This is a genomic window from Pseudomonas putida group bacterium ESBL64 (assembly GCF_045277175.1).
Lineage (GTDB): Bacteria > Pseudomonadota > Gammaproteobacteria > Pseudomonadales > Pseudomonadaceae > Aquipseudomonas > Aquipseudomonas alloputida.
Window position 1 is genome coordinate 2,915,632 of the sequence record NZ_CP145799.1, and the last position, 12,744, is coordinate 2,928,375.

Consider the following 12,744-nt stretch of genomic DNA (forward strand, 5'->3'; position numbering starts at 1 on the left):
GATCATGTGTAGGAGCGGGTTTACCCGCGAATACGGTGGTGGCGGCAACGGTGAACGACTGGTGAAAATTGGCCAGCAGGCCCGGCCCTTTCGCGGGTAAACCCGCTCCTACAAGAGCGAGCGAAGGGCCGCAAAGCGGCCCCGGCAATCTCGATCAAAACCCAACACTGGCCTGCACGTAGAAGGTTCGCGGCTCACCCACGTAAAGGCCGGCATTGTTGTCACTGGAGCGGGTGAAGTACTGCTTGTCGAACAGGTTCTTCACCCCCGCCGCCAGCTTCAGGTTGGACAGTTCAGGCCCGAATTCGTACCCACCGCGGGCATGCCAGGTCACATAACCCGGAATATCGCCATACTGCCCGTCAGCACTCGGCTCGGTGATGTAGTCGCCATTGAAACTGCCATCGGCATTGATCCCGGTTCCCGGCGCACGCTGCTTCGATTGGGCATAGGCGTCCAGGTTCCAGGTCCAGCGGTTAACTGCGTAACGCACCCCGGCAGTGGCCACCTGGCGTGAATAGAACGGCAGGTCTCGGCCCTTGAACCCTGGGATATCCCCTTCATAGGTCGCGCGGGTATAGGTGTAGCCACCGCTCACCGACAGCCCGTCCAGGCGCGGGTCCAGCCCGGCCAGGTCATAACGCACCGAAGCCTCGATGCCCTGGTGCTTGGTCGCACCGAGGTTGGTCCAGCCCACGTCGTTGCTGATGTACTGCAGCTCATCATCGAAGTCGATGTAGAACGCCGTCAGCTCACCGGCAAAGCCGCCATTGTCATAACGGGTACCGATTTCGTAGGTCTTGGCTTTTTCCGGCTCCAGGCCATTGGCCGTACTGTTGCCAGAACCGCCCTGGCCCAGCTGGAAGTACTGCAGGCTACCGAACGAAGTCTCGTAGTTGGCGAACACCTTCCAGGCATCGGAAACGTGGTACATCACGCTCAGTGCCGGCAAAGGCTCGTTGCTGGTGATGCTGCGCTTCTTCTCGGCTACCGGGCGGTTGTTGGCGTCCAGCACCGGGCGGTCGCGCCAGTCGGTATTGATGTGCTCGAAGCGCACGCCAGGGGTGATGGTCCAGTTGCCCACGTCGATCTTGTCGTCGATGTAGTAGGCGCTGGCCTCGGTGCCGCCACTGCGGTCCTGGAACACGTGGCCGTCGGAAGTCGGGGTCACCGTCGGCACGTTGTCGATCAGCGCCAGGCGAGTCGATTGTTCGCGCATCGCTTCCTTCAGGTAACGGTAACCGACACTGACTTCCTGGGTGGTTGGGCCGGCAAAGAAGATGCGCGACACACGGGGTTCGATGGCAAAGGTGTGGTAGTTGCGCGGGTACGACGACAACGTCTTCATGTCCCGCGAGGCGATGGTGCTGCCGCGGAAGCTGTCGGTGTAGTAGGTCAGCACTTCGAACTGGGTGGCATCGTCGAGCTGCCGCTGCCATTTGAACGACACATCCTTGCGCCGGCCCGCGAAGTAGTCGTAATCGCGCAGCGACTGGTACGGGTTGCTGTCGTATTGGGCCTGGGTCAGGCCACCCGGCATGTCGGCACGGCCATCGTAATAATGGAAGTTGAGCCAGAACTCATCGACATCGGTTGGCGCCCAATGCGTCTTGAGGATTACGTCGTCGATGTCGTTGCCGTTGTTGCTTTCACGGTAACCGTTGCCATTCACCCCGGTGTACAACAGCGCCACGCCCATGCCATTGTCGGCCGTGCCACCGACGAAGGCTGACTCGGTATGTTTCCAGCCACCGTGCTGGGAGGTCTCCAGGGTGGTGGACAGCTCTGCCGAGGCCTTTTCCGGAATCGCCCGGGTTACAAAGTTGATCACGCCGCCCACGTTCTGCGGGCCATAGCGCACCGAGCCGGCACCGCGCACGACGTCGATGCTGTCGAGGTTGCCAGAGGAAATCGGTGCCATCGACAGCTGTGGCTGGCCATACGGCGCGAAGGCGGCCGGGATGCCATCGATCAGTACCGTGGAGCGCGGCGACAGGCGCGAAGTAAGGCCGCGTACGCCCACGTTCAGCGACAGGTCGCTGCCACCGGTCCCGTTGGAGTCCTGCACTTGCACGCCGGGGATGCCGCGCAGCACGTCGCGCACGTTCATTGCGCCCTTCTCCACCATTGCCTCGCGGCGTACCACGGTGCGTGCCCCAGGGTGGTTCTGTACCACGCTCTGCTGGGCATCACCCAGCCAGTCACCGACCACCTTGATGTCGGTGGGGGCCAGCTCCAGGCTGCCGCTGCCCAGGTCAAGGGTAGTCGGCAGAGGCTTCACCACAACGGTGTCCCCGGACATCTCGTAGGTGAGCCCGCTGCCTTGCAACAGCTGTTGCAGCGCCTGCACCGGCGCCAGGTTGCCCGATACCGCCGGGGCCTGTTTGCCGGCGACCAGCTCGGGGCTGAAAAACAGCTGCAGGCTGGTTTGCTGGCCGAGCTGGTTCAGCGCCGAACCCAATGGCTGGGCCTGGATGTGGAGGGCATTAGCGGCCTCTACGGCCTGGCTGCCAACGGCCACAGTACTGACCGCCAGGGCCAGCGCCAGGGCGCGAAAGCGTGGGAGAGGTTTGTTGTTGTTCACGTCGTCGAAACATCCTGGAATGCGGAATAAACGCCAACCGCGTGCAAATGGAAATGCTTGGCAGTTGCAGCTGGCGAGGAAGACGAACGAGTGAAAAAAAACCTGAATCTATTTGGCGATTATTTCGCTGGAGCCGTCTTCATGGGCTTTGATGGCCACCGGGAGGATGCTCGGCAAGGCCCGCAGCAGAGCGTCTGTATCGTTGGTACTGAAGGTACCGGACAGGCGCAGCCGGGCGACTTTCCCAGGGGCGACCCGCAATGGCTGGCGACGGTAGCGCGAGGTTTCGGCCACTACTTCGGCGAGGGTTGCGTTGTCGAACACCAGCTTGCCCTGTCGCCATGCGGTCATGGCGCCGGTGTTGACCGCATAGGGTGCGGCGACCAGGCCCTGTGCATCTATATGCGACCCCTGCCCGGCCGTCAGTAGCGCCGGCGAGTCGCCCTTGCTCTGCACCCGCACCGACCCCTGTTCCACCGCCACACGGGTGCTGGCTGGGTCCAGGCGGACGTCAAAGCGGGTACCTGTGACGATCACACTGCCCTGGGCAGTGTCGACCACAAACGGCCGGTTACTGTCATGGGCGACGCTGAACATCACTTCACCGGCGTTCAGGCGCACGTGCCGCTGGCCGGCGCTGAACTCGACCTGCACCTGCGTGCTGCCATTGAGCTCCAGATGCGAGCCATCCGGCAGTTCGACCTGACGGCGCTCATTGAAGGCCGTCTGCAGGCTGCCTTGATGGTTCAGTTGCAGGTGGTGCCAGCCGCCCCAGCCCAGGCCCAGCGCCACTACCGCAACACTGGCGGCCAACGCCTGGCGCATGAAACGCCGTCGTGGCAGCTGCTGCACCGGGTCTGGCTGGCACAGCGCCTCCAGGTGCTGGCGTGGAATGAAGTCGGCGGCCAGCCACACGCGGCAGAGATGCTCATATTCTTCCCGGTGGTGCTCGTCGCTCGCCAACCAGGCATGCAACTGCTTGTGCAGCCCGGCATCCCGAGGTGCATCCTGCACGCGGGCGAACCATGCGGCCGCCTGCTCGCGGACGGCATCGGTACCGTGCTGTTTCATCGAAAAGGTCTCCTGACTCTTCATGCCGACACATCCAGGTGCTCACGCAGGTGCCGGAGCGTGCGGATCATATACTTTTCGACCATGTTCTTGCTCAACCCCATGCGCTCGGCAATCTCGGCCTGGGTCAGGCCTTCGAGCTTCTGCCAGATGAACACCTGCCGGCAGTTGAGTGGCAGCTCGGCCAGAGCCCGCTCGACGCTGTCGGCCAGCTCCAGGGCATGCACGTAGGCTTCCGGGTCGCCACTGCCGGTTGCGCCTTCTTCGAAGGCTTCCCGCTCCAGGGCCTGGCGGCGGTCTTCGCGACGGAAGCCATCCACGGCGATGTTGCGCGCAGCCTGATGCAGGTAGGCGCGTGGCTGCTCAACCTGCTCGCGCGGGGTTTCCAGTACCCGGACAAAGGCATCGTGGGTGAGGTCCTCGGCCTGCTGACGACTGCGCAGCTTGCGCGTCCAGGTGCCGATCAGCTCATGGTAATGGTCGAGGAAGCCTTTGTGTCCGGACACGGTCGGGGTCATCAGGGAGGCAGATAAGGGTGCGAATAGTAATGTTTCGCATCAAAAGCAGCAAATCCGCCAGTCGGTAACAAAAAATTTATGGGCGATTTCCTGTACGGGGGTACCAGGAAAATGTGGCCATAAATATGAACACCTCCGGCCCTTTCGCGGGCAAGCCCGCCCCCCACATGGAACGCGTATCCCCTGTAGGAGCGGGCTTGCCCGCGAAGGGCCCAACACGCTCCATTCCACAATTTTTTACGCTTGAAAGATCGCAGGGAACATCAGCCGGTCACACGAGTCGGTTATTCAAATGGCTGGTCGTCGATCCACGTCGATCACGCCCGGATTGCCTGTTGATTCTGCATTCTTCACGCCCTAAAGTGCGCGCCGAACGTCCATGCTGGAAACGATCCATCCGGCTCAAGTACTGAGTAGGCGAACCAAAGTGGGGATACGGAGGACGTTCAGTTTGCAGCCACTTAATCTTTCAGTTTGCCCATGGAGTCCCTGAGCATGTCGATCCAGGTCGAAGACTATTTCGCGCGTGAAACCTTCCAGAAAATGAAGGCGTTCGCTGACAAGCAGGAAACCCCGTTCGTACTCATCGACACCCAGATGATCAGCCAGGCGTACGACGACCTGCGCGCCGGTTTCGAATTTGCCAAGGTCTACTACGCAGTCAAGGCCAACCCGGCCGTGGAAATCATCGACCTGCTCAAAGAGAAAGGTTCGAGCTTCGACATCGCCTCGATCTACGAGCTGGACAAAGTGATGGGCCGCGGTGTCAGCGCCGACCGCATCAGCTACGGCAACACCATCAAGAAGTCCAAGGACATCCGCTACTTCTACGAGAAGGGCGTGCGCCTGTACGCCACCGACTCGGAAGCCGACCTGCGCAACATCGCCAAGGCCGCACCGGGCTCGAAAGTGTACGTGCGTATTCTGACTGAAGGCTCCACCACTGCCGACTGGCCACTGTCCCGCAAGTTCGGCTGCCAGACCGACATGGCCATGGACCTGCTGATCCTCGCCCGCGACCTGGGCCTGGTGCCATACGGCATCTCCTTCCACGTGGGCTCGCAGCAACGCGACATCAGCGTGTGGGACGCCGCCATCGCCAAGGTCAAGGTAATCTTCGAACGCCTGAAAGAAGAAGACGGCATCGAACTGAAGCTGATCAACATGGGTGGTGGCTTCCCGGCCAACTACATCACCCGTACCAACAGCCTGGAAACCTACGCCGAAGAAATCATCCGTTTCCTCAAGGAAGACTTCGGTGACGAACTGCCGGAAATCATCCTCGAGCCCGGCCGTTCGCTGATCGCCAACGCCGGCATCCTGGTCAGCGAAGTGGTGCTGGTCGCACGTAAGTCGCGTACCGCCGTCGAGCGCTGGATCTACACCGACGTGGGCAAGTTCTCCGGCCTGATCGAAACCATGGACGAAGCCATCAAGTTCCCGATCTGGACCGAGAAGAAAGGCGAAGCCGAAGAAGTGGTCATCGCCGGCCCGACCTGCGACAGCGCCGACATCATGTACGAGAACTACAAGTACGGGCTGCCGCTGAACCTGGCCATCGGTGACCGCCTGTACTGGCTGTCGACCGGCGCCTACACCACCAGCTACAGCGCAGTGGAATTCAACGGTTTCCCGCCGCTGAAGGCTTACTACCTGTAATGCACAACGGGGCCGAAAGGCCCCGTTTTCATGTGCGTGCTGTCGATGCTGGCCTCTTGGTGGGTAAACCGTACAACGGCCTGCGCCCAACCACCGATGCGTGTGTAGGCGCGGGTTTACCCGCGAACACGGTGGCGGCGGCAACAGTGAACGGCCAGTGGAAATTGGCCGGCACAGTCAACCTCACTCACCACGCCGATCGATCTCCTCGGCATACCGCGCCGCAAAGGCCATCAACACCGGCCCCGCACCCTGCAGGGTTACCAACGCAGCACGCAGGAAATTCATGTTCCCCGCAACCCGGGCCTGCTCCAGCCACTGCCCTGCCTCGGCCAACTGCCCACGCTCGACCAGCACCAGCGCCAGGCTGAACATCCCACGAAAATCCCCCGCCTCGGCCGAACGCCGATACCAGCGCACCGCCCGCGCCGGGCTGGGTGCCGTGGCAATGCCCTGCTCCAGGTAACGCCCATACAGGTTCATCGATTTGGCATGCCCCAGCTGCGCAGCCTTCTCGTAGCACATCAGTGCCTGCGCCTGATTGGCCGGCACCCCACGCCCGGTCGCCAGAAGGTTGCCCAGGTTATACAGGCCCCAGTCCAAACCCGAATCGGCCGCACGGGCGTAGTGAACGGCCGCCTGCACCAAACTCACCTCGCCGCCCCAGCCATGCTCCAGGCAACGCCCGAGCATGTTGTGCGCCATGGCACTGCCACCCTGTGCAGCGATACCGAACCAACGCCGGGCAACCGTGGCATCCTGCTGGATGCCACGCCCATCCAGCAGGATCTGCCCCAGCAGCAACTGCGCCTCGACCGCGCCCTGCCCCGCTGCCGCCAGAATCGCCTGGGCGGCCTTGCCAGGGGTTTCCTCGAGCATGGCCTGCAAGCCGGCCACATCCACTACTTCCTCACGTCGCAGCAGGTAGGACACGGCTCAGACCTCAGCCCAGCGGCGCAGCAAGTTATGGTAGGTGCCCGTCAGCTGCAACAGCGAAGGATGGTCCGGCACATCGGCGGTCAGTTGCTGGATGGCGTTGTCCATCTCGAACAGCAGCGTCCGCTGGCTGTCATCGCGCACCAGGCTCTGGGTCCAGAAGAACGCGGCATAGCGTTGGCCACGGGTCACTGGGTTGACCTTGTGCAGGCTTGTGCCGGGGTACAGCACCATGTCACCGGCGGCCAGCTTGACCTGCTGCACGCCATAGGTGTCCTGGATCACCAGCTCACCGCCGTCGTAGCTTTCCGGGTCACTGAGGAACAGCGTGGAAGACAGGTCGGTACGCACCCGCTCCGGGCTGCCCTTGGGCTGGCGCAGGGCGTTGTCGATGTGGAAACCGAAGTTGCCGCCTTCGCGGTAGCAGTTGATCAGCGGCGGGAACACCTTGTGCGGCAAGGCTGCCGACATGAAGCGTGGGGTTTTCCACAGGCGGTCGATCAGCGCACTGCCGATTTCCTTGGCCAGCGCATGACCTTCCGGCAACTGCAGGTTGTGCTTGGCCTTGGCCGACTGATAACCCGCCGTAACCTTGCCATCGGCCCAGTCGGCCCGCTCCAGCGCCTCGCAGATACGGGCCAGTTCATCAGCGTCGAACAGGCCTGGGATGTGAAGCAGCATGGCAACGGCACCGTTAGGAAATGTAAAGGCGCAATGATATTGATTCCCTTTTGCGCTACACAAGCCCCATTCGCCACTTAAGACGTTTCAGCGGCATGAAACCGTAAAGACAAATTGTAAAGATTGTAAATTCTTCACGAATGGTAACGAGTCTCAATTGTTAGTCAAAATTGCTTACATTAAGATCCACCGCCTCAATACCTTGGGGAAGGTTCTTTGCAATGCGCCAGTACGTACCATCTGCTGTGAGTTCGCCACGCCTGATCGTGTCTGCCATCGGTGTCGCCCTGAGTGCCTCGTCGGTCTATGCCGCCGATCCGGCCGCCAGCAGCGCCATCACCCTCGATGCCACCAGCGTTAACGGCAAGGCTGAACAAGCCAGCACCGATTACAAGGTGGACAAGGCCGCCTCGCAGAAGTACACCGCGCCGCTGGTAGACACCCCGCGCTCGATAACCGTGATCCCGCAGCAAGTGATCAAGGACACCAACGCCCTGACCCTGCAGGATGCCCTGCGCACCGTGCCAGGCATTACTTTCGGCGCTGGCGAAGGCGGCAACCCGCAAGGTGACCGCCCGTTCATCCGCGGCTTCGACGCCCAGGGCGATACTTACCTGGACGGCGTACGTGACACTGGCGCCCAAACCCGCGAAATCTTCGCCATCGAATCTGTTGAAGTGGCCAAGGGGCCGAACTCGGCCATCGGTGGCCGCGGCGCGGCCGGCGGTACCATCAACCTGGTAAGCAAGCGCGCGCATCTGGGCAACTCGCTGGACGGCGCCTGGACCTGGGGCAGCGACCAGACCCAGCGCTACACCTTCGATGGCAACTACCAGTTCAGCGATACCGTTGCCGGTCGCCTGAACCTGATGACCCACGAAAGCAACGTCGCCGGCCGCGACAAGGTCAACTACGACCGCTGGGGTATCGCCCCGTCGCTGGCCTTTGGCCTGGGCACGCCGACCCGCGTCAACCTTGACTACTACCACCTGGAAAGCGACGACCTGCCGGATTCGGGTATCCCTTACAGCATCCCCGTTACTGGCAGCGCTGCCCGTACTTCGGCGCACCCGAGCAAGCCGATCGATGGCGGTGACAGCGACAACTTCTACGGCTTAACCGGTCGCGACTTCCGCAAGAGCCGCGTGGACATCGCCACTTTCGCCATCGAGCACGACCTGACCGACTCGCTGACCATCAAGAACACCCTGCGTCACGGCAACAGCATGCAAGACTACGTGCTGACCCAGCCGGATGACAGTGCCGGCAACGTGAACAACAACGGTGTATGGCGTCGTGCCAACACCCGCGTGGGTAACACCGCCACCACCACCAACCAGACCGACCTGTTCGGCGAGTTCTTCGTCGGCGGTTTCAAAAACAACTTCTCGACCGGTATCGAACTCACCAAGGAAGAATCCGACCGCCAGAGCTACACCGTCACGCCAAACAGCAAGCTCACCTGCACCGGGCCTGGCAATGGTGGTAGCTGCACCTCACTGAGCGACCCTAACCCGGACGACACTTGGGACGGCACTGTCTCGCGCAACTACGCCGGCACCAAGACCAGCGGCAAGACCCGAGCGATCTATGTCTTCGACACATTGGAGCTCACACCCCAATGGCTGCTGAACATGGGCCTGCGTTACGACCATTTCGATACCAAGTTCCGCACCTACGACGCCAGCGGCGCAACCGTCTTGAACAAGAACGGCGTACCCACCAAAGGTCGCGACAAAAGCGAATTCTTCACGGGCCAGCTGGGTCTGGTGTGGAAGCCAGCCGAGAACGGTAGCATCTATATTTCCTACGCCACCTCGGCGACACCGCCAGGCGCAATGCTCGGCGAAGGTACCGAGACCAACTCACTGCCAGGTACAACCGACCGCAGCGGCAATATTCTGGGCAGCGACCTGGAACCAGAAGAAACCACCAACTACGAAATCGGTACCAAGTGGGACTTACTGGACGAACGCTTGTCGCTGGCAGCGGCGCTTTTCCGCACTGAGAAGGAAAACGCCCGCGTTCAGGTGGACACCACTACCTACGAGAACGTCGGCGAAACTCGCGTGCAGGGTATCGAACTGTCGGCCAGCGGCAAGCTGACCGACAAGTGGCAGGTGTTCGCCGGCTACACCTACATGCAGGCTCGCCAGATCGACGGCGGCCCGGTGGGCAAGGCCAACGACGGCAACCAGCTGCCGAACACGCCAAACAACAGCGCCAGCCTGTGGACCACCTACTCGATCACGCCAAAGCTGACCGTTGGCGGTGGTGCGTTCTACGTGGATGACGTGTACGGCAGCGTGGCCAACACCACCATGGTCGACAGCTACGTACGCTACGACGCCATGGCCGCCTACAAGCTGACCAAGAACGTCGACCTGCAACTGAACGTGCAGAACCTGACCAACGAGGTGTACTACGACAAGGCCTTCTCCACCCACTTCGCCAACCAGGCGGCCGGGCGGACGGCACTGCTGACCACCAGCGTGCACTTCTGATGTCTGGGTTGGGTTGATCTGTTGAAGGGCTGCGCCTGTGCCGGCCCTTTCGCGGCTAAAGCCGCTCCTGCGTTGCCGGTGCAGGAGCGGCCTTAGCCGCGAAGAGGCCCGCACAGACAACACGAAAAGCAGCCCACCTGGCCCCGTTCATTCCTGTGAGCGGGGCTTTTGCGTATCAAGGCATAATGCACGCCGCGCGGGTCGCGGCGGCAACTCAAGGTGAGAAACGTGGTGAAGAAGACGCTGTTCCAATTGCACTGGTTCTTTGGCATCACCGCTGGCCTGGTGCTGGCCTTGATGGGCATTACCGGGGCGCTGTACTCGTTCCAGGAAGAACTGCTGCGCGCATTCAATGCCGATGTACTCAAGGTAGAAGTACGCGCCGAAGGCGTGCTACCGCCGGCCGAGCTGGTTAAGCGGGTCGAAGCCCAGCAACACGACAAAGTCTCGATGCTGTGGGTCGACGTGCGCGAAGGCAACGCTGCACGGATCTTCTTCATGCCCGCACCGGGCGAACGCCGTGGCGAGCTGCGCTATGCCGACCCGTACACCGGCGAACTCAAGGGCGAAGCGGCCGGGCAAGGCTTCTTCAACCTCATGCTCAAGCTGCACCGCTTCCTCGCCATGGGCGATACTGGCCGGCAAATCACCGGGGCCTGCACCCTGATGCTGGTGTTCTTCTGCCTGTCCGGCCTTTACCTGCGCTGGCCGCGTAAAGCGCTGGACTGGCGCACCTGGCTGACCTTCGACTGGGCCAAGAAAGGCCGCGCCTTCAACTGGGACCTGCACGCCGTTGCCGGCACCTGGTGCCTGCTGTTCTATCTTCTGTTCGCCCTGACCGGGCTGTTCTGGTCCTATGAGTGGTACCGTGAAGGCCTGAACAAGCTGCTGGCCGACGCGCCAGCCGCGGGCCAGCAGCAAAAACGAGGTGAAGGCCGTGGCCGGCACGGGCCGCAAACAGTCGACAAGAATGCGCCACCGCTGGTGGTGGACTACGACGCCATCTGGGCCAACCTCCAGGAGGCCGCAGGCCCAGGCCTGTCCACCTACAACCTGCGCCTGCCACCTGCTGGCGGTCAGCCGGCCAACCTGTTCTACCTGCTCGACAACGCCGCGCACCCACGTGCCTTCAATACCCTGGTCCTTGACCCGGCCACCGGCCAAGTTAAGAAGCACGATCGCTACACCGACAAGTCATTCAAGGCGCAGTTGCTGCAGAGTGTTTACGCCTTGCACGTCGGCGAATACTTCGGCTTGCCGGGGCGCATCATCGTCACCATCGCCAGCCTCACCATGCCGTTGTTCTTCGTCACCGGCTGGCTGCTGTACCTCGACCGCCGCCGCAAGAAACGTCAGGTGCGCGCAGCCCGTGGCAACGTCGCCAACAGCGGCACTGGCGACGGCTGGCTGATCGGCTTCGCCAGCCAGAGTGGCTTTGCCGAACAGTTGGCCTGGCAGAGTGCCGAGCAGCTGCAGGCAGCTGGCCAGCCCGTTCAGGTGCGCGCCCTTGCCGAGCTGGGTGAAAACGACCTGCGCCAAGCCCATCGCGCGCTCTTCGTGGTGAGTACATTCGGCGACGGCGAAGCGCCCGACAGCGCTCGCGCCTTCGAGCGCAAGGTGCTCGGCCAGCCTTGGGCACTGAACAACCTCAACTATGCCCTGCTCGCCCTCGGTGATCGTCAGTACCCGCACTTCTGCGGTTTCGCTCGTCGTCTCCAGGCGTGGCTGGGGGAGCGCGGTGCCAGCAGTGCATTCAGCCCGGTGGAAGTGGACAACGCCGACCAGGCCGCCCTGCAGCAATGGCAGCAGGAACTGGCGCAACTGACGGGCGTCCAGCCGGTGGCCGCCTGGCAGCCGCCAACCTTTGCCAACTGGTCGCTGGTGCGCCGCAAACTGCTCAACCCCGGCAGCCAAGGCCAACCGGTGTACCTGCTTGGCCTGCAGGCTGCAGAACCTGCGAGCTGGGAAGCCGGCGACCTGGTAGAGATACTGCCGCTGAATGGGCAGCCACGGATCGACGCGTTCCTCAAGGGCATGGCACTGGACGCCAGCAGCCAGGTGCAGGTGAATGGCCTGAGCGAAACCCTTGCCCAGGCACTCGCTGGCCGCCAACTCCCTACGCGCCGCGACCACCTGATCGGCTTGCAGCCACAAGCGCTGGTCGATGCACTGGTGCCAATCGGTTGCCGCGAGTACTCCATTGCCTCGATCGCCAGCGATGGTGTGCTGGAGCTGATCGTGCGCCAGGAACGCCACCCCGACGGCAGCCTTGGCTTGGGCTCTGGCTGGCTGACCGAATACCTGCCAATGAATGGCACCCTGAGCCTGCGCCTGCGGCGTAACAGTGGCTTCCATCTGCCTGAGGATGCTGCGCCGATGATCCTGATCGGCAACGGCACTGGCCTGGCGGGCCTTCGCAGCCTGTTGCGCGCGCGGGTCAATGCCGGTGAGCAGCGCAACTGGCTGTTGTTCGGCGAGCGTAATCGGGCGCATGACTTGCTGTGTGGCGATGAGCTGCACGCTTGGCTGGACAACGGTGACCTGGCACGGCTGGACCTGGCGTTCTCGCGCGATCAGGCTGAGAAGGTGTATGTGCAGGACGTGATGCTGGAGCAGGCCGAGGACTTCAAGCGCTGGGTGGCCGACGGGGCTTGCGTGTATGTCTGCGGCAGCCTGCAAGGCATGGCGGCGGGGGTGGATGCGGCGCTCAAAGGCATGCTGGGTGAAGCTGCTGTACAGCAGTTGATCGAGGATGGGCGGTATCGGCGGGATGTGTATTGATCGGTGTGTA

The 12,744-nt window shown here is 62.2% G+C and carries 8 protein-coding genes; 3 read left to right on the plus strand and 5 right to left on the minus strand.

From position 1 onward, the window contains the following. Positions 1 to 154 precede the first annotated feature (154 nt). The 3 genes from V6093_RS13305 to V6093_RS13315 all read right to left on the minus strand — a co-directional run bounded on the left by V6093_RS13305 (position 155) and on the right by V6093_RS13315 (position 4,173). A complete protein-coding gene (locus V6093_RS13305; protein WP_406669816.1) occupies positions 155 to 2,584 on the minus strand; it encodes a TonB-dependent siderophore receptor in 2,430 nt (809 codons plus the stop codon). 108 nt (positions 2,585 to 2,692) lie between these two features. After that, positions 2,693 to 3,655 carry a FecR family protein gene (locus V6093_RS13310; RefSeq protein ID WP_108078522.1) on the minus strand — a complete coding sequence of 321 codons (963 nt, stop codon included), beginning with the start codon at positions 3,653 to 3,655 and terminating at the stop codon, positions 2,693 to 2,695. Between the two features lie 20 nt (positions 3,656 to 3,675). After that, positions 3,676 to 4,173, minus strand: a complete 498-nt coding sequence (locus V6093_RS13315; RefSeq protein WP_012051258.1) for an RNA polymerase sigma factor — start codon at positions 4,171 to 4,173, stop codon at positions 3,676 to 3,678. A 495-nt stretch (positions 4,174 to 4,668) separates the two neighbouring features. On the opposite strand from V6093_RS13315, the gene V6093_RS13320 reads away from it, so the two are divergent. Next, a complete protein-coding gene (locus tag V6093_RS13320; RefSeq protein WP_003248498.1) occupies positions 4,669 to 5,832 on the plus strand; it encodes a type III PLP-dependent enzyme in 1,164 nt (387 codons plus the stop codon). 183 nt (positions 5,833 to 6,015) lie between these two features. Here the strand turns inward: V6093_RS13320 and V6093_RS13325 are convergent, their stop codons facing one another. Then, positions 6,016 to 6,765, minus strand: a complete 750-nt coding sequence (locus V6093_RS13325) for a tetratricopeptide repeat protein (protein WP_047603297.1) — start codon at positions 6,763 to 6,765, stop codon at positions 6,016 to 6,018. 3 nt (positions 6,766 to 6,768) lie between these two features. Beyond that, positions 6,769 to 7,449 carry a Fe2+-dependent dioxygenase gene (locus V6093_RS13330; RefSeq protein ID WP_012051256.1) on the minus strand — a complete coding sequence of 227 codons (681 nt, stop codon included), beginning with the start codon at positions 7,447 to 7,449 and terminating at the stop codon, positions 6,769 to 6,771. A gap of 221 nt (positions 7,450 to 7,670) precedes the next feature. Here V6093_RS13330 and V6093_RS13335 point away from each other — a divergent pair, with 221 nt between their 5' ends. Beyond that, positions 7,671 to 9,953: a TonB-dependent siderophore receptor gene (locus tag V6093_RS13335; protein WP_004577176.1), complete on the plus strand. Its 2,283-nt coding sequence runs from the start codon at positions 7,671 to 7,673 to the stop codon at positions 9,951 to 9,953. Positions 9,954 to 10,181: 228 nt separating this feature from the next. Then, positions 10,182 to 12,734 carry a sulfite reductase flavoprotein subunit alpha gene (locus V6093_RS13340; protein ID WP_108078520.1) on the plus strand — a complete coding sequence of 851 codons (2,553 nt, stop codon included), beginning with the start codon at positions 10,182 to 10,184 and terminating at the stop codon, positions 12,732 to 12,734. The last annotated feature ends 10 nt before the right edge of the window (positions 12,735 to 12,744 follow it).